Source organism: Algoriphagus pacificus (assembly GCF_017254845.1).
GTDB classification, from domain to species: Bacteria; Bacteroidota; Bacteroidia; order Cytophagales; family Cyclobacteriaceae; genus Algoriphagus; species Algoriphagus pacificus.
Genome location: NZ_JAFKCU010000005.1, coordinates 53070 through 74325, shown reverse-complemented (window position 1 = coordinate 74325; position 21256 = coordinate 53070). Strand labels below are relative to the sequence as shown.

Below are 21256 nucleotides of genomic sequence, written 5' to 3'. Positions count from 1 at the left end.
TATAAGTAGTTGATAAAAAATGACTTAACGAACGATCCAAAGGTAGATGGCCTCCATTTTTTATTTGACACCCTATACAATGATTTCTAAAAATCATCCTTCTAGTAGAGCTTTTCTCACACAATTGTGTGATACTAAAGAGTCATTCTTTTGGGTGTTGTGAGAAAATCAGAATTGGATAACTTTGATCAAGTGATTTTCCTAGGTTGACTATTCACTTTCCAAGTGGAGAGAAAGCATAGAGTTTTAGTTTTTTTCCAATTAAAAAAATCCTGAAATGCAGGTAAAAAGGCTTTTTATTTTCATTCTTCTATTGACCGGTAAACTTGCTATGGCTCAATCCAATGAGCTTGATAGCTTGAAAAATTTGGTTGAATTGATGCCGGAGGATTCCTTAAAGACTGAGACCTACCTGAGAATTGCCTATGTTCTTTATGCAGGAAATGAGTCGGAAATGTATGCTCAAAAGGGGCTGGAATTGGCGAAGAAACTTAAGAGTCCAAGGTTAATCGGAAAAGCCTATCACCGCTTAGCCTGGTGTCATGGCTTGGATGAGATGGACAAAAAGTCAGCTTATTTGGATAGTGCAGCGACTACCTTTACTTCGATAGGCGATTACTACGGCTTAGGCTATGTGTTCGATACGAAAGGCACCATTTTGATGGAATATGGATCCTTGGATGATGCCAATGAGTCATACCAAAAAGCATATGATTATTACTCTGAGATTGAAAATGAAGAACGAAAAGCAGCAGTATTAAATAATTGGGCTATCGCTGAATATACCAGAGGGAATGTTGGTGAGGCTATCGAGAAATTCTCCACAGCGCTTCAATTTAGAATCAATGAAAATCCCATTTCCCACATAGACATAGCGAGATTATATCAAGGTTTGGGTGAATGCTACCGAATGAAAGGTGATTTGGTGCTGGCAACTCAAAATTATTTAAAAGGGTATGAACATAGAAAATCAGCAAATAATATAGGTGTTGTTGAGTCCATGCTAAGCATTGCTTCAATGATGTATGATGCAGCTGAGCAAGGAAATGATACGTTGGTTATCCATGGAATTTTAAATAAAAATGGTTTCCTAAGTTCCCTTCAGCTCATTGAAAATGCAGAAAATACCAAGGGTATAAAAGATCGCATCGGCATCCAGGAATCTATCATGGATGTAAAGAGAAGGAGATTTGTATTGAATCGAAATTATGAAGCTGCATATGAACTCCTTTTAGAACAAAAGAAAATATTAGAAGAATATAAATTAAGTGAGAGTAGTCTGGAAGCGATGGCAGACTTAAAGGTCAAATTTGAAAAAGACCAACTGACTATCAGATTATTAGAAGAAGAAGTATTAAACCAAAAAAAGCAAGTGCAAGTGACTCTATTAATAATATCTCTAGCAGGGTTGTTTCTGATTTCCATAATCGGGTTTCTGTATTACCAGAACCGAGTCAAATCTGCACAACTTGAACTCAATGAAGCTCATCGCGAGCAGCAGATTGTATCCATGCGATCCATGCTGGAAGGTCAAGAAAAGGAAAGGTCTAGGATTGCAAGGGATCTTCATGACGGGCTGGGAAATCTGCTTTCTACTTTGAAGGTGAATTTCGGAAGTATTCAAATCAATTTTGACGACAATAATTCAAAGAAATTATTTGGTTCGGCGAGTCAAATGATCGACGAGGCCTGTACTGAAGTCAGAAAAATTGCCCATGAAATGATGCCTCAGGCATTGAAAAAGCTTGGGCTAAGAAAAGCCTTGGAGGATCTGGTCCTGAAAATGGATGCGACTCATGCATTTGATGCCGAATTCCATGTGCATGGTATTGAAAAAACATTTGATGACAACACGAATGTCATGCTCTATAGGATCGTCCAAGAGGCTTTGAACAATATCGTGAAATATGCCAATGCCTCGGAAGTCTCTGTTCAGATAACCTATTCAGATGAATGGTTTGACTTGACAATTGAAGATGATGGAGTTGGTTTTGATCCAAAAAGTGTTGATCCGGAAAAGGGAATGGGTTTGAAAAGTATTGCATTCAGAACAGAATTTATTGGCGGTACTTATGATATAAATAGTAGACCGGGAGTCGGAACATTAGTAACTATCAATATACCGCTTCATCCCACAACTGAAGGGTAATCATGTAATTGAAATGTATATGGAAAAGATCAAAGTTCTATTGGCTGATGACCATCAAATCATGTTGGATGGATTGAAGGCTATTTTTGCAAAAGACAAATCCATAGAGGTGGTTGGAACTGCAAACAATGGATTAGAGGTGCTGGAATTCCTGAAAAATGAACCAGTGGATGTTCTTTTGCTCGATTTGCAAATGCCCGTTATGGATGGCTTGGAAACTACCATGCATGTAAATAAATCACATCCGGATGTCAGAGTCATCATGCTGACAACCAACGACGAAGGAAGTATTATAACCTCTTTGTTTAAAGTAGGAGCTACAGGTTATTTGCTTAAAAATGCATCCAAAGAATATCTCATTCAAGGAATCAAAGATGCCTTTGAAGGAAAGAAAGTTCTGAGTGCACATTTGACCGAGAAAATGATTGAAAGTCTCCATGATAACCCAAAACCCAGAGAAGGAGAAATTCCGAAAATCACCAAGCGAGAAATTGAAGTGGTGAAATTAATCGCGCAAGAATTTACCACACAGGAAATCGCAGATGCACTATTCGTAAGCACCAATACAGTGGCTACTCACAAGCGAAATTTGTTTGTGAAGATGGATGTAAAAAACTCTGTTGGAATGATCAAAAAAGCGGTTGATTGGGGTTTGATCTAAAGGTGGAAAATTAGTCTGTATTTAATTTTTTCACCCCACAGAAATACAGAATAAAGAACAAGATTTTTTTAGCTAGAATCTTGCCCAATTCCGAACATAGCTGTTCGGAAAAGAGCAGGGATTTTTAAATAAATAGCTTAAAAACAGTGATTTAAAGATTTTTTCAAAATGGCATAAAAATACGGGATTGAATAGGTGGAAAAAGGAGGGACTTGAGTCTGTAACTTTTTTCCACACATTTTCATCTAAAAGTATATGCTTAGAAATTACATCATCCTCGCCTGGAGAAACCTAAAAAGGAACATGTCCTTTAGTTTCATCAATATCCTTGGACTAGCTGTCAGCATGTCCGTCTGTCTCCTCATCATTATGATCCTGATGGATCAATACAGTTACGATACCTATCACAGTAAAAAGGATAGGATTTATCGGGTTCACACTACTAGATATCAGCAGAACAATGGCGAAACAGCCAGTTCGGCTTTGCCTTTGGCAGAGAAACTGAAAAGTGACTATCCTATCATTGAAGAAGCGGCTGCCCTGAATAGTGAAATTGGAGGAGATGTGATTTATGATGAGAAATTTGCAACGGGTGGAGGATATTTCGCTGATGCCAACATTTTCAAAATTCTGGATTTTTCATTCAAGGAAGGAGATCCAAATACAGCATTGGAAGAACCTTACTCACTTGTGATTTCATCCGATATGGCAGAAATCCTTTTCAAAGATGAATCAGCTCTAGGTAAAACGGTTGCTTTCCATGATAAAGATATGCGGGCTTTGGATATTGAGGAAGGGAATACAGAAACTGATTTTGGGTATTTTACCATTACAGGGGTTTTGAATCCAACACCAGGAAAAACCCATCTTCCTTTCAAATTATTTGCTTCTCTCAGTACGATGAAATCTCTTCCAGAAGGAGCGCTCAGATTCTCAGAAAATAACTGGGAAAATGTCTGGTCAAATTATACTTATGTGCTTTTAAAAGAAGGGAATGGCAAAGAGGATTTACAGGCAAATCTGGATAATATCTCGGAAGAAATTTATGGGGATAAGTATGATAACAAACATTCTTTTAAGGCTGTAGCTCTAAGTGAGATTACTCCAATTGGTTTTATTGGTAATACGACGCATGTGTCAATTCCAAAAGTTGTCTTGTTGATTTTGTCGATTCTGTGTCTGATCGTGATGTTTTCTGCATGTTTGAATTACACCAACATGTCTGTTGCCCGGGCTTTGACCCGCGTGAAAGAGGTAGGAATCAGGAAAGTTTCGGGAGCTAATAAAAGACAGATTTTTGCCCAGTTTATAACGGAGGCGGTAGTCATTTCTCTTTGCTCTTTATTCTTTGCCTTTTTGATGCTTCAGATTCTGGAAAGCGGGATGGACGGTTTGACTTTTAATCAATATCTCAAAATATCCTTAAAGCAAAGTATACCAGGGATTTTGGTATTTATTGGCTTTAGCATTTTGGTTGGGATAGTAGCAGGAGTGCTTCCAGCTACTTATGTTGCAAAACTAAATCCAGTCAACCTTTTCAATAAACTGAGCGGCGTTCGACTTTTCAAAAGCATGGGTTTGAGAAATGTTTTGCTAGTGATTCAGTTTTCCATCTCACTTATTTTCATCATTTCTGTGGTTTTGATTCAATCCCAGGCAAAACATATTTTGAATTTTGATTATGGATTTGATAAGGAAAATGTGGTGACTGTGAAACTTTACAAACCTGAAAATTATGCAAGGTTTGCGCAGGCATTGAATTCCAATCCAGCTGTTTCTTCAGTAGGTGGATCTTCTCTTATCCCAGCTGGAGGATGGAATTTTGGCACTGAAGTGATCAATCCTGATTATCCATTGGATAGCTTGGAAACCAACTTTTTTGATGTTAACAGTGGAGTTGTGGATGTTTTGGATCTAGAGCTAGTTTCCGGGAAAAATCTGCCTGTAGAAGGAAGTGATAATCTCATCTTAATCAATGAATCTGCTGTCAATAGTTTTAATCTGGGGAGCAGTGAGGAAGCTGTGGGGAAGCAATTGGCATTAGAAGATGGAGGAGATTTTAAAAATGTTCAGATTGCCGGTGTCGTAAAAGATTTCCAATTTCTATCTCCTGATAGGCCTATGCAAAGCTTGGTTTTAAGAAATAGAAATGATGCCTTGGGATTTGCATTGGTGAAAGTTTCGGGTGCGAATCAAGCCCAAACAATCGCTTCTTTGGAGTCAACCTGGAAAGAAGTAAATCCGGATTCTAAGTTCTCATACAAATATCTGGATCAGGAACTTCTGTTTATTCATCAGGTTTTGGGAGATGTGATGGCCGTCATTGGTTTGATTTCCTTCTTGGCAATCTTTGTTTCCTGTTTGGGATTGTTGGGTATGGCCACTTACACGGCTCAAACCAGAATCAAAGAGATTGGAATCCGAAAAACCTTGGGTTCAAGTATTTCTCAGATTATCTTCTTGCTTTCCAAAGGCTTTTTGAAGTTGCTCGGAGTAGCTATTCTTCTGGCAGTTCCTACTGCTTATTTCATCAATAATTTCTGGTTGGAGTTTTTTGCATCCAGAGTCAGTATCGGAGTGGTACCTATTGGAATTGGAGTAGCTGTAATCCTTTTGATCAGTATTGGGATCATATTTTCGCAGGCCTACCGTGCAGCTGTTATCAACCCGATTGAGAGTTTGAAAAATGAATAGGCTAAATAATAGTTAAAATGGTAAAATGGGTTTTATGCTTCTGATTATTGTGTACTGATCACTGAAAACTGGAAAATAATTTTGCCCAAAATCGGACAATGCTGTTCGAATAAAATCCAGCTGTTTCTTCAAAAAATGGCTTTAGAGCTTGATTTAGTGGATTTTGATTGGCATCAAATTAGAATTAATTAGAGTAGGAGTAATCCTTTGAAAACGTGTCAATCAATAATTTTAATCAAAAACCATGAAAATAGGAATGAATCTGAAAGCAGCATTTTTATTGACCCTAATGATTTTTTCATTGGAGTCATTTGCTGCGGAACCTTACTTGAAGAAGCAATTTCAAGTCTCTTCTAATGCCATGCTGGATGTGGAAACCTCAGGAGCGAGTGTTTCTGTCGCTGGTGGAAATGGAAATGAAATAGAGGTAGAAATGTATGTAAAATTGAATGGGGAAGAAATGAACCCAGGCAATGCAGAAGTGGAAAGATTACTGGAGAATTATAATATCACCATTGATCAAAGTGGAAATACGGTTTCTGTCAAAGTAAAAAGTAATAACAATTCAAACTGGAAGAGAGGGGAACGTTTACAGCTTTCTTTTAAGATCATGGCACCTACAGAAATCTCTTCCGAGTTTAAGTCCAGTGGAGGCTCAATTTCAATTTATGGTGTTCAGGGAAGTCAAACTGTAGCCACCTCAGGAGGCAGTATCAGAATAGCAGAATCAGGAGGTAAAGTAAGTACCCGTAGTTCTGGGGGGTCATTTTCTCTAGAAGAATTCATGGGTGATGTAGATGTGGAAACCAGTGGTGGAGCAGTGAAAATCAATGGAATGACAGGAATGCTAAGTGTGAGAACTTCTGGTGGAAGCGTTAGCGTTGATGATATTTCTGGAGGAATCAATGCCAGTACTAGTGGTGGATCTATCCGTGCAAGTTTATTGAGAGTTGATCAGGATTTGAATTTCAGATCTTCCGGTGGAAGCATTACTGCTAGAATTCCAGAGGGATTGGGATTGGATTTAAATCTGAGAGGTGGAAGAGTCAATACCAAGCTTCCAAACTTCAGTGGAGAGATCAAGCGTGATCTGATCGTAGGGAAATTAAATGGCGGAGGATCAGTTTTGAATATGGAAAGCTCTGGGGGAAGTATTAACCTTGAGTTTTTCAACTAATAAATTTCATCTAATGCGATACAATTAGATAGTCCGCAAGCGAACAAATTTGTCCGCATTATTTTAAGATTATTTCCAAGAACCTCCATTACAAGCTGTTTTGGAGGTTTTTTCATGGCATAAAAGTAGAATTAACTAGAATAGTCTGAAATAGGATTTGGCATGCAGCTACTCAATTTCTATTGAAAAAGCTCTTCCAATAAGAAAACAAGAAAGACTTTACGCTAAAGGTTTAATTCTATGTTAAAAAACTACTTTAAAATCGCCTGGAGAAATTTGGTTAGGCAAAAATCATTTTCCCTAATCAATGTGCTAGGCTTATCTGTTGGTTTGGCTTGTTGCCTGATCTTATTGGCTTTTGTCAAGCACGAAAAATCCTATGATACTTTTCACCCTGATTCAGAGCAGGTTTTTCGAGTGGTGCAAGAAGTTCAAAAAACTAATTCCTGGGCTTGGGTAGGCGGTGCCGTGGCGCCAATGCTGCGAAAGGAATTTGAGGGAAAACTTGATGAAGTGGTCAGCCTGACTCAAATCAGTTCTTATTTATATGCTCCAGATGGGATTGCTCCTGACGAACGCTTCCGTGAAGACCACTTTATTTTTGCAGACGAAGGTTTCGACAGAATTTTTGGATTTGAACTGAGCAAAGGAAGTTGGAAAGGAGTTTTTGAAAATCCTTATCAGGTGGTAATCACAGAAGAACTAGCAACAAAATACTTTGGAGATGCGGATCCGATTGGAAAGGTTTTGATCTCAACCGGAGATTTTTCATTCGAAGTAAGAGGAGTTTTGAAGAAAATGCCTTCTAATACTCACTTGGAATTCGATCTTGTTTCTAGTATGAATTCCTTTAAAGCATTCAATGACTTTCCTTTAACGGCTGATTTTGGAAGTTTTTGGTGGCCTCAGACTTATACCTATGTCAAGGTAAACCAACAGCAGGATCCTTCTTCGATCAGTGCAAAGATTCCTGAAATCAATCCGAACTATAGAAATCCTGAGGAGGCGAAGTCTTATGTTCATTTTTTACAGCCTATTACTGAAGTTCATACCCAATCCGGTTTTCAAGGGGAATTGACTCCGACAATGTCTGAGCAGACGCTTTGGATTTTCCTTTCCATTGGCATTTTCGTCTTGGTTTTGGCTTGCATCAACTTTATCAACCTTGCCACTGCACGAGCAATCAAACGAATGAAGGAAATCGGAATTCGAAAGGTGAATGGTGCTCATAGAACGCAATTGATTGCTCAGTTTTTGGCTGAGTCCTTTTTGATCAATGCTATTTCCATGATTTTGGGGCTCATTCTGGTTTATGTCTTTGTCCCTCTGATCGAGTCAAGTATTTCCTTGAAAATCCAGATTGACCTGATTGGAGATAGTCAGTTACAACTTCTTTTAATTGGAATTTGGATCAGTTCATCGGTTTTGGCAGGTATTTTCCCAGCATTTTACCTTTCTGGTTTGAAGCCAGAAATGATCCTGAAACAGTCTCCTTTGAGCAAAGGGAAATCAGTCTTGAGAAAATCTCTGGTTGTATTCCAATTTGTATTATCCACGCTTCTTGTTTTCTGTGCTTCAGTCGCATTCTACCAGCATCAGTTTATGACCAATGCCTCTATGGGATTTGATCCGGATGGATTAGTTTCTGTAAAAATGGGGGAGCTGGCAAAGGAAAAAGCAGATGTTTTGAAACAAGAGCTTTCAGCTATTCCGGGAGTAGGGGCAGTTCATTTTTCAAGTGATAGACCGGGAGTGGATACTGGTTGGAATCCATCTGCAGATTATCCGGGAATCAAGGAAGGAGTGAGAAAAGGAATCAATGTGCAATATGTGGACGAAGGTTTCTTTGAAACTTTGGGTGTTCCGGTATTGGTAGGTAGGGAGTTCATTGATGAAAGTGCAGATCGAGGCATTTCCAAATTAATGCGAGGAAGGTTTCCTGACCTGAACAATGTGGCCATGATCATCAATGAGGCTGCTGTGGAATGGATGGAAAAAGATCTGGACAATGTTTTAGGAGCTGATTTGAGAGTTTTTACCGAAGAAAATGGCGAGCTATACTCCAACTACAATGGAAATATTGTGGGTGTGGTCCAAGACTATCACACGCGCGATTTGAGGTATTCTATTCAGCCTACAGTCTTTTTACCTGCGAAAAATGCAGCATTTGATGGAACCAGACATGTCTTAATCAAAGCAGACCAAGGTATTAATCCAGAACTTCTGGATCAGTTAAAAGGCACTTGGAAAGCTGTCAATGAAGGATTGCCGTTTGATTACAATTTTCTCGATGATGACATCGCCATGCAATACAAACAGCAGGCACAAACCAGTACACTATTGGGATCATTTGCTTTCCTGACATTGATGATTTCCTGCTTAGGGCTATTGGGATTGTCGATTTTCACCGCAGAATCCAGAAGAAAAGAGATTGGAATCCGAAGGGTACTTGGAGCCTCAGCTATGACGATTGTGAATAAGCTTACTTCCGAATTTTTGATACTCGTTGGAGTTTCCTTGCTGATTGCTTTGCCTTTGGGCTATTATCTCATGCAGGAATGGCTGGATCAGTTTGCTTTTAAAGTTCCGATTTCTATTTGGTTCTTCCTTATTTCTGCTGCTATCTCTGTGATTTTGGCATATTCTACCGTATCGATTCAGTCTTTAAAAACTGCATTGGCAAATCCAGTAGATGCCATTAAAAATGAATAAGAAATCCAGTTTGAGATTTAAAATCTGATTCAAAAAAATAAACCATTAATACAATGTTTAAGAATTATTTTAAAATCGCTCTTCGCAATCTCCTGAAAAACAAGTTGCATACGGGGATAAACCTGATCGGGCTTACGCTAGGTCTCGGGGTCAGTATTTTGATATTTTTCTTTGTTCAGTTCGAGGCGAGCTTTGATGATTTTCATGAGGACAGCGAACGGATTTTTAGGTTGAAAAGGCATGAGGTCAACGAGGGAGAGGAGTTTTCTTCTTTTTCAACACCGATTATCACGGCGCCAACTTTTGAAAATGAGTTTCCTCAGATTGAAAACATAACCCGGATGATTTCCAGCTCGGCCCAGGCCTATTTGGATGAGTCAACTACTCAAAACCAAAGATTGTTGATGGTGAGTCCAGACTTTCTGGAAATCTTCGATTTTGATTTGATCGAAGGAAATAAAAATCAAGTGCTGAATGACAAATTCGGGATTGTGGTCACTGAAGAAGTGGCCAAGAAATATTTTGGTGAAGCCAATCCAATTGGTAAATCAATCCGCTTGAAAATGGGTGATAACTATGAGGAGTACCGAGTTACTGGTCTTCTTGAAAATGTCCCAGCCAATTCCAGTATTCAGTTTGAGATCTTGATGAATGATCAAAACCTGGATTTCAACATTGCCGAGCAAAATCAAAATAACTGGTTCAATGTCTATGGTGAGGCCTATGTAAAACTGAATTCTGCAAGCTCCAAGGCCTCCATCGAAGCTGGTGTGGATGCCATGATGAAAAAGGTTTTGGGAGAAGATTATGAAGAAGGGACCTACTATTTCACCCTTCAGCCTATGTCTGAAATTCATTTGACGGATGATACCAATTCCGGAATGGCTGAAACTACACGCCCTAAGTTGTTGTGGATATTGGCAGGGATTGCATTTCTCATTCTCTTGATAGCCTGTATCAATTTCACCACGATGGCGATCGGAAGATCCACTACCAGGGCAAAAGAAGTTGGGGTAAGAAAAACCATGGGGGCAGATTTTAGCCAATTGGTATTTCAGTTTTTGACGGAAGCATTTCTGACAACTGTGACTGCTTTAGTATTGGGGTTGGTATTGGCAGAGCTATTGGTGCCTACTTTTAACAATCTCTTTGAGAAAGAACTGACGCTAGTTTATGGTCCAGTTCAAATCTTGATTTTATTTGGATTGGTTGTGCTGATTACTGCAATGGCAGGTGCTTACCCTGCATTTTTCATGTCTAACTTGAGACCGATCAAAGTGCTAAAAGGAAACCTTTCCATGCATTTTGGAAAACAAGCACTTAGAAAAGGATTGGTTGCTTTTCAGTTTTTCATTTCATTCCTGCTTATCGCATCGACTTTGATCATGGTGAATCAGATGAATGCGATCCGGAATTATGACTTGGGATTTGATCAGGAAATGGTGGTCTTGGTTGACGTACCGTATGTTCCTACCAAAAGTTTTGTCAGCTCCATTCAACTGGGTTTCCAGCAGGCAGAATTATATCGTCAAGCCTTAATTGGAAGATCCGAAGTCCAAACTGCGGGTATTACTGTTTCTACTTATGGAGATGAGGCATTTTGGGACGCAGGTTTTGCATTGGAGAATGGGGATCAGTTCGATTTTAGAGTAAATTTTGTCGGAGGAGATTATATCAATACCCTTGGATTGGAAATGGTAGAAGGAAGAGCATTTAATCCAGATCCTGGAGCTGACAGCAGTGCTTTCATCATCAATGAGGCTTTTGCAAAAGCTATGGACTGGAATGATCCTTTGGGTGAAATGATGCCAAATACTCAATTCGATCCACATCAGATTGTAGGCGTTGTGAAAGATTTTCATCACAATTCACTATACAAAGAAATTGAACCAGTGCTGCTAGTTAAAAATCCTGCTACTTTCTTCAGTGGGATCAATATGCTCAGCATCAGTTCATCTACTAATCCCAAAGTGCTTGTAAAAGGAACAGGAAATGATTTCGAAGCTTTCAGATCGATGCTAGAAGGTGAATGGGAGCGTATTTTTCCATTGGAGGCATTCAGTTTTAGTTTCTTGGATCAAACTGTTGAGGAGCAATACAAAGCGGATGAACGTTTGGGTAAAATGGTGTTTTTAGCTGCCGGGATAGCCATTTTGATCGCAGCAATGGGATTGTTTGCAATGGCAGCTTTGAGCATTGCCGGTCGCACCAAAGAAATCGGAATCAGAAAAGTATTGGGCGCTTCCAGTTTGAGTATTTCCTGGATGTTTAATCGGGAGTTTCTTATGATTACTGTTGCAGGAGTGCTGATCGCTTTACCGCTGAGTTTGTATTTAATGCAAAGCTGGTTGGCCCAATTTGCCATCAAAGAATGGCCTTCCTATATGAATTTCGTGCTTTTGGCAATTGGAGGGATTGTGTTTACCCTGATGATTGTATCTGCTCAAGCTTTCAAGGCAACACAGATGAATCCAGTGAAAACGTTGAAAGACGAGTAGTTTCCAATTAGAAAAAAAAGAAAAGACAAAGGGGCAAATCAGAGAAACATGTTAAAAAATTACTTTAAAATAGCTTGGAGAAATATCCTTCGAAATAAGTTTAGGACAGCCATTCATGTTTTGGGTCTTTCAATAGGAATTTCTATCTGTTTTTTGATTTTCAATGTGGTGTTTCATGCGCATAGCTTTGATAAGTTTCATCCAGATGGAGATAGGATTTTCAGAGTGACCACACAGTCTATTTATAGAGGAAATATCTACCCCAATCCTGGAGTGCCATTTCCTTTGGGTGAGCAAATTGAAGAAGAGATTTCAGGAATTGAAGAAAGCACTCACATCTATACGCTGAGTGAAACTATAATCGGGATTCCATCAAGAGATACCAATCTGGGCAGGCAAAAAGGAGTTTTACTGGCTTCTGAGGATTTTTTCAAAGTATTCCCTAGAGAATGGGTGATTGGATCGGAGGATCAGGCGCTGGTCAAACCTAATTCCACGGTGTTGTCAGAAGAAACGGCAAAGAGTTATTTCCCCGACCTATCTCCGGAAGAGATCATCGGGCAAGAAATCGTTTATTTCAATCAGGATAGCATTTCGGCAGTCGTTACCGGAATTGTAAAAACATATCCAGAAAACTCAGACTTGGAGTTCGGAAGCTTTGTCTCTATGAGTTCCATTGAGACGATGAAAAATAAGTCCAGATTCAACATCGATAGTTGGGATGCAGTGACTTCCAATTCGCAGCTTTTTGTCAAAATTCCCGAGAATGTTGATCCATCCAGCTTAGAAAGTGAGTTTCCTGCAATGGTTTCTAAATACATCGAAATGGAAGGTGATGATGAAAGGACCCATGCCATGCAACCTATTTCTGAAGTTCATTTTACTGATGCCTTGTATTTAAACCAGCCAGCAAATCGATTGATTCTTAATGGACTCATGATTTTGGGAGCAATTATTTTGGTTTTGGCTTGCTTGAATTTCATCAATCTGGAAACTGCGCATGCTATCAATCGAGCCAAAGAAGTAGGGATCAGAAAGACTTTGGGAGGAAACAGAGCACAATTGACCAATCAGTTCCTTTCGGAAACCTTTGTGATCGTACTAGTGGCCACTGTCATCTCTTTTGGTTTGGTAGAAATCCTCAAAGTATTGTCAAAGGATTATTTGCCAGAAGGTTTCCAGGTCAATTATTTCTCCTGGGTGAATCTGGGTTTTTTACTTGCATTCTCAATTTTATTGACTTTCCTGGCTGGAATTTATCCTGCTTTGATTTTGGGGAAATACGATCCGCAGCGAGCTTTAAAAGGAGAGCGTACCCAAACTGGTAAGTTTTCTTTTGGAATTTTCTTGAGAAAAAATCTTACTGTAATCCAGTTTACTTGTTCCATCGCTTTTGTGATTATGGTCTTGGTGGTGAATAGCCAGCTTCGCTTTATGAGTCAACAGGAAATGGGTTTCGATAAGGAAGCCGTGATGTATGTTTCTACTCCCTTTAGAGATGAATTAAATCGAGTTGAAACTTTTAAAGAGCGATTAAGTCAGGAGTCTTTTGTGAGAGGAGTGTCCTTCACTGATGATTTAGTGTCATCCAATAGCTATTCTTCAGTTGAGGTGGAGCTTGCAGTGGATTCCACAACTCAAAACCTAGAGGTTCAGAATAAACTGATTGATTCTGCTTTTGTGGCGGTTAATGGTGTGAAAATCATTGCTGGGAAGAATATTTCCAACACAGCAGATCAAGTGCTGGTCAATAATGCTTTTGTGAAAAAATATGGTTTTGCTAATCCTGAAGAAGCTGTTGGGCAAAGTTTTTACTATGATGGTATCACACGGGTTATTCAAGGAGTGACCAATGATTTTCATTCGCTGAGTTTAAGATCAGAAATCAAGCCCCTTTTGATGGTTTACGAACCGGAATATTCTTCATTGATCAGTGTGAAACTAGAGAAGGGGTCAGATATCAGGATGGCAAAAGAAAAAATGGATCAATTATATAAGGAAATGTATCCATTGGAATCTTCTGAGTTCAAGTTCCTGGATGAAGTAATTGCCAAGTTTTACGAAGATGATCAGAAGCTTAGAAATGTGATGGGTTTTTCTTCCTTTTTGGCTATTCTGATCTCTTGTTTGGGGCTCTTCGGACTGTCTTCATTTACTATTGCTCAGCGCACTAAAGAAATCGGAATCCGAAAAGTCTTAGGTGCAACTATCACGCAAGTGCTTGTATTGATCAGCAGGGAATATGTTTTATTGATCGGGATAGCTTTTGCAATTGCCTCTGGGATCGCATGGTTCTTTGCCAATCAATTTCTCAGTATTTATGCATTCAAGATTAATATGCCTTATGGCCTTTTTGTCATCTCTGGTTTATTTATTTTGATCGTTTGTTTGACCATCGTCGGGTTGCATGCTTTCAATGCTTCACAGACGAATCCTGCAAAGGTTCTGAAGGATGAATGAAAAGATTACTATTTTCTAAAACCTTAGCCTCCTTCAGTAGGGATAAAAGACAAAACCATGTTGAAAAACTACTTTAAAATCGCCTTTAGAAATATCTTCAAAAACAAAACGAGAAGCCTGATCCATGTTTTGGGTCTATCAATTGGCGTTTCAATTTGTCTGTTGATTTTTAACATACTCTGGTATTCTTACAGTTTTGATAATTTTCACCCTAAAGCCGAAAATATCTACCGAGTGACAACTGTGACGGATTTTGGTGGAGGTGAAGTTTATCCTAACTCAGGAACTCCTGTCCCTTTGGGAGAGGTGGTTGACCAAGAAATTTCTGGGGTTGATGCAAAAGCAAGATTTTACACGACTTATCAGGCAAAAGTAGTGGTTCAGTCCCCTGAAAAGGATTTTGGGAGAACCAATAATGTGATTCTGGCGACTCCGGGTTTTTTCGAGATTTTTAAAAGAGAATGGATTGCTGGAGATCCAACTACCTCCCTTCAGGAACCTTACAAAGTTGTTTTGACAGAATCTTCCGCTAGGAAATACTTTCCAGGCTTGGAAATGAACGAGGTCTTGGGAAAAGAAATTCTTTATACCGAAACAGATACCATGTTTACTGAAGTAAGTGGAGTAGTGAAGGATTATACTGAGAATACTGATTTTATTTTTACTGACTTCATTTCATTTTCTACGATTTCAGTCTCTGCCAATAAGAATCGGTATGCTTTTGAAAATTGGGATAATGTCAATTCCAGTAGCCAGCTTTATATTAGAACTGTTGATGGCATAGAGGAAAGCAGTATCAATAAAGGCCTAGCTGAGATCGTTTCCAAAAACCTGAGTGATCAAGAAGATGCTGAAACAACCTTCAAAGCAGAACCATTGAGTGCGGTCCATTTTGGACAAACCTATGACGACAATTCTGTTTCAAAGACCTTCTTAAATGGGCTCTTGGTAATTGGGATAATTATTTTGATTCTGGCTTGCCTGAATTTTGTCAATCTAGAAACAGCACAAGCCATCGGTCGGGCGAAGGAAGTTGGGATCAGGAAAACCTTGGGTGGAAATAAATCCCAACTGATTTTTCAATTTCTGACAGAAACCTATCTGATTGTATTGAGTGCCACGATCCTATCTTTTCTTTTGGTTGAGGTTTTGATAGCTTCTTTTGATTCTTATTTGCCAAAAGGGATAGTATTTGACTTTTTGACAACGGAGAATGTTCTATTCACCTTTGGCTTTACTTTTATCCTCACAGTTTTTTCCGGAATCTATCCTGCGCTTATTTTAGTAAGCTACCAACCACAACGGGCTTTAAAAGGAGAGGTGAAGCAATCCAATAAATTCTCATTGGGAGTTTTCCTTCGAAAAAACCTGACTGTCCTACAGTTTGCCAGTTCCATCTCATTTATCATTCTTGTTTCAGTTATTTCCTATCAACTGAAATATGTCTCAAGCCAACCCTTAGGATTTAACAGTAAGGCCATCCTTTACTCCTCCCTTCCATATAGAGGAGACTCGGATAAGTTTGAACTTTTGAGGGATCGGTTAAATCAATTGAGTTATGTGAAAAGGGCGAGTCTCAGTGGGGATCTGGTTTCTTCTACCAGTTTGTGGACTTCAGATGCTCAATATCAACTGGATACCGCAGAATTAGACTTTTTTGTTCAGATCAAAAACATGGATTCAGCCTTCGTGGAGGTGAATGGACTTGAACTTTTGGCGGGTAGAACCAGCCAAAACCGAGAGGATGAAGTACTTGTTAATGAAGTATTCATGAAGCAGGTTTTTGTTAACAGACCAGAAGAATTAGTGGGTCAAAAAATGAAGTTTTCCGGAGAAGAAAAGACAATTGTCGGGGTTGTGAAAAACTACCATTCCCGAACTTTGAGAGAGGAAATCAGGCCAATTTTAATGGTATACCAGCCTGAAGTTTTTAGATCTATCAATGTGAAGCTCCAAGACAATATAAATCTGGCTGAAGCAAAACTTGGCTTGGAAAAAGTATACAAGGAAGTGATAGCGTCCGAAAATCAGACTTTTAAGTTTTTGGATGATGAGATCGGGAGATTTTATGAGGAGGACTTGAAAATCCGAAATGTATTAGGGCTTGCCTGTGGTTTAGCAATCCTGATTTCGTGCTTGGGATTGTTTGGACTTTCCTCATTCACCATCGCCCAGCGAACCAAAGAAATCAGTATCAGAAAAGTATTGGGAGCGACGATTCTTCAGATCTTAGGCTTGATTTCAAAAGACTATGTTTTATTGGTTTTAGTATCTTTTGTACTAGCTATCTACCCAGCCTATTATTTCTTAAATGACTGGCTAAATGGTTTCCAATACCGAGTTGAAATGCCGTATTTCTTATTTGCCATTTCCGGTTTGGGAGTCATGATCGTTTGTTTGATTATTGTCGGGCTTCACTCTTTCGTAGCGGCGCAATCCAATCCTGCCAAAGTTTTGAAGGATGAATAAAAATTGATTTAGCAGAAAATTAATTCGTACTAATTGGTCCGATGTAACTTCTGGCCATTACAAGATTGGCAAATTTGATATGATGCGACTCACCTTTGGGAGTGGTGTCGTCAAAAAATTCAAACCATAGATAGTTAAGATTCAAAGATGGATTATTTCTCCATTGAAATCCCTCAAATGCTTCGCCTTCTGGGTCATTAAACCAGGAATCCTTATCCCAATGCCCATTCGGAAAACCTGGTCCCCAATGCCCAACTTCAACTCCATCTTGCCAGATTTTCAACTCACCGTTTTTGGAGTTGACGGGATCATTGAGTTTGATCATCAATTCTACGCACATCCACTCATCCCAAACTAGTTCTTTTGCTTTTGGACTTCCATTGATTAGATCATTCCCATAGCATTTTCCTTGAGCTCCAGCTTTCATCCCTCCCCAATAAATGTAAGAATCCATTCTTCTGTCTTGGATCGGTTCGTAACTCACTGAAAATCGCTCCCCACCAAGATCGCATGTGCCAGCACTAGGTTTGGGGTAAGGAAGGGCAGGAGAGGAACCTCCTACCCAGACAGATTCGTGATGGATATAGCCTTGGGAGCTCTTGGGATATTTCACATAATACCGGATAAAAACAGTCCCTTCGAAGCCTTTTTCAAACTTTTTGAATAAATGCCCTCCATGATTTTCGGAACCAGAATTTGTCATGACTAAAGCTTTTGACCTGGTGGCTGGTACATCTAGACTATCCAGATGCATTCCTTCGTAATTTAGAATGTCAGTATACTTGGCAAAAATGCTGTTTAAATCCCCTTCGAAGTTTTCTGAGAAAATCACATTTGGATCGTCTTCAATGCCTTGATCAAATGGATATTTCACTGCTAAGGGCAAAGATTCATTGTGATTCTGTTCATTTTGAAAAATACTTGCTAAAGCACTAGCAAGCATAAAATATAGGAAAGGGAGCAAGGCCATTCTTTTCTTTTTAGCGTGGTAAATCTACTTAATGGAATAGATTCAAATTGCCATTTCTTCTAAATTTCGTCAAATCATATTCAGGAAAACTACGTCCTTCAAAATACTTTTTCTTACAGGTTTTGAATAGCTGCTGGATCATTTCTGCTTCTCTTCCTTCACCGGTCATTCTCCGACCAAATTTTGAATCACTGACTTGACCTCCATGCATGGACTTGATTTTATTCCAGACTTTGTCAAATCGATCTGGAAAATTTTTCAGCAACCAATCCTCAAAAACTGGAGCAACGCTGCCATTCAACCGAACAATAGTCATTCCTGCTGCCAAGGCTCCATGATCTGCTGAAGCTTTGAGAATTGTTGGTATTTCATGATGATTTAGACCCGGAATAATGGGAGCATTCATGACACCCACAGGAATATCTGCCTTTGCCAGTTCCTCAATAGTTTTGATGCGTTTCAGACCACTGGCAGTTCTAGGTTCCATTTTCCTTCGCAGACTTTCGTCCAGCGTAGTCACGGAAATATAAACATGGACCAAGTTTTCACTTGCCAAGTCTTTCAAAATATCCAGATCTCTGAGGATCAAACTGTTTTTGGTAATGAGTCCCACCGGATGTCTGTAGCGTAAAAAACTCTTTAAAAGATTCCGGGTCAGCTCAAATTTTCTTTCCAAAGGCTGATAACAATCGGTATTTCCAGAGAGACTAATCGGGGCAGGTTTCCAACTCGGTTTGCCGAATAGTTGCTCCAAAAGCTGAACTGCATTCCGCTTGATCATGATCTTGCTTTCGAAGTCCAATCCCGCATCAAAGCCATAAAATTCATGGGTGTTTCTGGCATAGCAATAACTGCAGCCATGTTCACAACCCTGATAAGCATTCAGGGAATAAAGCATTCTTAGATCCGGGCTGTTGATCTTATTGACGATGGTTTTGGGATTTTCATAAAAGAGTTTCGTCAATGGACTTTGAATCATAGGTTCGTCGATCCCTTCTATATGCTCAGACACATAGTGATTTGTAAGGAATCGGTTTTCGGGTTTTATCTGTGAACCTCTTCCTTTGAAATACTTCTCATTCAATTCTTGACTTTCCATCTTGCTAACAATTTACCTAACGAGAAGGCCCTGTAAAAATTCTACAGATGAAGATGACGTAGGATGTCATGCTTTTTGAATTGATTGCTTCTAATAATAATTAACGATTTGTTTCGTCTGTTTTGGAAGAGGGATAGGAAAGCAGCTTAAATCATCTTTTTCTAAAAAATAATAGAACTCTTTTGTTCCAAAATAAAATTTTTAAATAAGTTTTTTATAATAATTACCATTGTTCCATTAAATTGTCTTTTCATTTACCAATGAATCTATTTAAGCAATAAGCCCTTATGATGAAAAGATCGATTTTTAGTTTGATGACGGTAATTCTGTGCCTGTTATCCATTTCATATTCTTATGCTCAAAAAGCTGCAGATGAAGCAGGTTTTACCTCTTTGTTTAATGGGACAAATCTGGAAGGATGGGTAGGAAATAAGACTTCCTATCTGGCTCAGGATGGGATGATTGTTATTGATCCTAAGGGTACCGGAGGCGGTAATCTATACACCGAGAAAGAGTATGGAGATTTTATTCTGAAGTTTGAGTTTCAATTGACTCCAGGTGGCAACAATGGCTTGGGTATTCACGCACCTTTAGAAGGAGATGCTGCTTATGTGGGAAAAGAAATCCAGATTTTGGACAATACAGCAGAGAAATATGCCGAATTGCATGAATATCAATATCACGGATCAGTTTATGGCGTGATTCCTGCAAAAAGAGGATATTTAAAGCCAGTAGGGGAATGGAATGAAGAAGAAGTGATCGTTCAACACCCGAAAATCAAAGTTATTTTGAATGGGACTACTATCTTGGAGGGCGATTATTTGGAAGCCAGCAAAAACGGAACTTTAGACGGAAAAGATCATCCTGGATTACAAAGACACATGGGGCATATAGGATTCCTAGGACATGGAGATGTGGTCCGTTTCAAAAATATTAGAATCAAAGAATTAAAATAATCAAGTTATAAAACATAGATATGAGTAAGAAAATAACCATCATGGATCGCAGAGACTTTGTCAAGAAAAGTGGGATCGGTATTCTTGGAGCCGCTTTGGCTCCTTCATTTTTAGGAAAACTGAATGCAGAAGGAAGATTAAGGACTGCGCATATTGGACTTGGAGGAATGGGAATGGCAGATTTGGATGCGATTTCTTCCCATGAATTAGTAGATGTCGTGGCTTTATGCGACGTGGATAGTGTGGCTTTGGAAAGAGCAAAAGCCCTTCATCCTAATGCTAAAACTTATGAAGACTATAGGGTTCTTCTGAAAGAAATGGAAGATGAAATTGACGCTGTAGTTGTCTCAACTCCAGACCATACACATGCTCCAGCTTCTTTGATGGCCATGAAAATGGATAAGCCTGTTTATTGCCAGAAGCCTTTGACACATCATGTTTCTGAGGCTAGAGAAATGAGAAAGGTGGCTGAAAAGAAAAATCTGGTAACCCAAATGGGAATTCAGGTTCATTCATTCTATGATTATAAATTAGCGACACTTTTGATCCAATCTGGGATCATTGGAAAAGTTCATACTGTAAGAGCTTGGTCTCCTAAAAACTGGGGATTTGATGGTCCTGAGCCAATGGGTTCAGATCCGGTACCAGCTACTCTGAATTGGAATTTATGGCAGGGAACTGCTCCTGAAAGACCTTTCAAAGAAGGATATTATCATCCGGGAAATTGGAGAAAAATCATGGATTATGGTTGTGGGACTCTTGGTGATATGGGGGTGCATATTTTTGATACGCCATACAATGCACTTCAATTGGATGTTCCGGAAACCATCATTAATGAATGTCGAGTTCCTACTGGTTTTGGATTCCCAGAGCATAACACCGTTACTTATGAGTTCCCAGGAACTCCTCAAACTACTGAAAAATTAAAGTGGGTATGGTATGATGGAACAGGTGCTCCGGCTGACCATGAAGATTTGATTCTTCCTAATGGAGATGAATTACCTGATCAAGGTGCCATGTTTATTGGAGAAGAAGGTAGATTGTTGCTTCCACATTTCCAGCAGCTTCCAAGAAAAATAGTGGATGGAAAATATGTTGAAATGGACATTGAGTCGTTTAACTTAGGTAAGCCTGTAAAAGATTACGATGCAGAAAGCAAAAAGCACTACCATCAGTTTGTGGATGCCTGCTTGGGCAAAGACGAGTGTAGCGCACCTTTTTCTTATGCAGCTAGGTTGACAGAGACTATTTTGCTGGGTGTGATTGCGGGCAGATTCCCAAATCAAACGCTTCACTGGGATAGTAAAAAAGCAAGATTTTCTGAAAAAGATGCCAATGAGTTCTTGGACGGAAAATATAGAAAGTTCTAAAAGATAGAAGGAATATAATTGACCGAAACATCATTTCAACC

12 protein-coding genes are annotated in these 21256 nt (G+C 39.2%); 10 read left to right on the top strand and 2 right to left on the bottom strand.

Going from position 1 to position 21256, the window contains the following annotated elements:
- The first annotated feature begins 277 nt into the window (after positions 1–277).
- The 8 genes from J0A69_RS17945 to J0A69_RS17910 all read left to right on the top strand — a co-directional run bounded on the left by J0A69_RS17945 (position 278) and on the right by J0A69_RS17910 (position 16820).
- A complete protein-coding gene (locus J0A69_RS17945) occupies positions 278–2149 on the top strand; it encodes an ATP-binding protein (protein WP_206588002.1) in 1872 nt (623 codons plus the stop codon).
- A 19-nt stretch (positions 2150–2168) separates the two neighbouring features.
- A complete protein-coding gene (locus tag J0A69_RS17940; RefSeq protein ID WP_206588001.1) occupies positions 2169–2810 on the top strand; it encodes a response regulator in 642 nt (213 codons plus the stop codon).
- A gap of 255 nt (positions 2811–3065) precedes the next feature.
- A complete protein-coding gene (locus J0A69_RS17935; RefSeq protein WP_206588000.1) occupies positions 3066–5504 on the top strand; it encodes an ABC transporter permease in 2439 nt (812 codons plus the stop codon).
- Positions 5505–5748: 244 nt separating this feature from the next.
- Positions 5749–6681: a DUF4097 family beta strand repeat-containing protein gene (locus J0A69_RS17930; RefSeq protein ID WP_206587999.1), complete on the top strand. Its 933-nt coding sequence runs from the start codon at positions 5749–5751 to the stop codon at positions 6679–6681.
- Positions 6682–6921: 240 nt separating this feature from the next.
- Complete coding sequence (locus J0A69_RS17925) at positions 6922–9393, top strand: ABC transporter permease (protein WP_206587998.1); 2472 nt, start codon at positions 6922–6924, stop codon at positions 9391–9393.
- A 53-nt stretch (positions 9394–9446) separates the two neighbouring features.
- Complete coding sequence (locus tag J0A69_RS17920; RefSeq protein ID WP_206587997.1) at positions 9447–11891, top strand: ABC transporter permease; 2445 nt, start codon at positions 9447–9449, stop codon at positions 11889–11891.
- A 48-nt stretch (positions 11892–11939) separates the two neighbouring features.
- Positions 11940–14351 carry an ABC transporter permease gene (locus tag J0A69_RS17915; RefSeq protein ID WP_206587996.1) on the top strand — a complete coding sequence of 804 codons (2412 nt, stop codon included), beginning with the start codon at positions 11940–11942 and terminating at the stop codon, positions 14349–14351.
- A gap of 57 nt (positions 14352–14408) precedes the next feature.
- On the top strand, positions 14409–16820 hold the full coding sequence (locus J0A69_RS17910) for an ABC transporter permease (protein ID WP_206587995.1): 2412 nt from the start codon (positions 14409–14411) through the stop codon (positions 16818–16820).
- Between the two features lie 19 nt (positions 16821–16839).
- Here J0A69_RS17910 and J0A69_RS17905 read toward each other — a convergent pair whose 3' ends face one another.
- On the bottom strand, positions 16840–17790 hold the full coding sequence (locus J0A69_RS17905) for a hypothetical protein (RefSeq protein ID WP_206587994.1): 951 nt from the start codon (positions 17788–17790) through the stop codon (positions 16840–16842).
- A 28-nt stretch (positions 17791–17818) separates the two neighbouring features.
- Positions 17819–18889, bottom strand: coding sequence for a PA0069 family radical SAM protein (locus tag J0A69_RS17900; RefSeq protein WP_206587993.1), 1071 nt, complete (start codon positions 18887–18889; stop codon positions 17819–17821).
- Between the two features lie 290 nt (positions 18890–19179).
- Between J0A69_RS17900 and J0A69_RS17895 the strand changes: the two genes are divergently transcribed.
- Together J0A69_RS17895 and J0A69_RS17890 are read left to right on the top strand one after the other, a co-directional pair.
- Entirely contained in the window at positions 19180–19845 is a 666-nt protein-coding gene (locus J0A69_RS17895) for a 3-keto-disaccharide hydrolase (protein WP_206587992.1), read from the top strand.
- Between the two features lie 20 nt (positions 19846–19865).
- Complete coding sequence (locus J0A69_RS17890; protein ID WP_206587991.1) at positions 19866–21215, top strand: Gfo/Idh/MocA family protein; 1350 nt, start codon at positions 19866–19868, stop codon at positions 21213–21215.
- Positions 21216–21256: the final 41 nt, after the last annotated feature.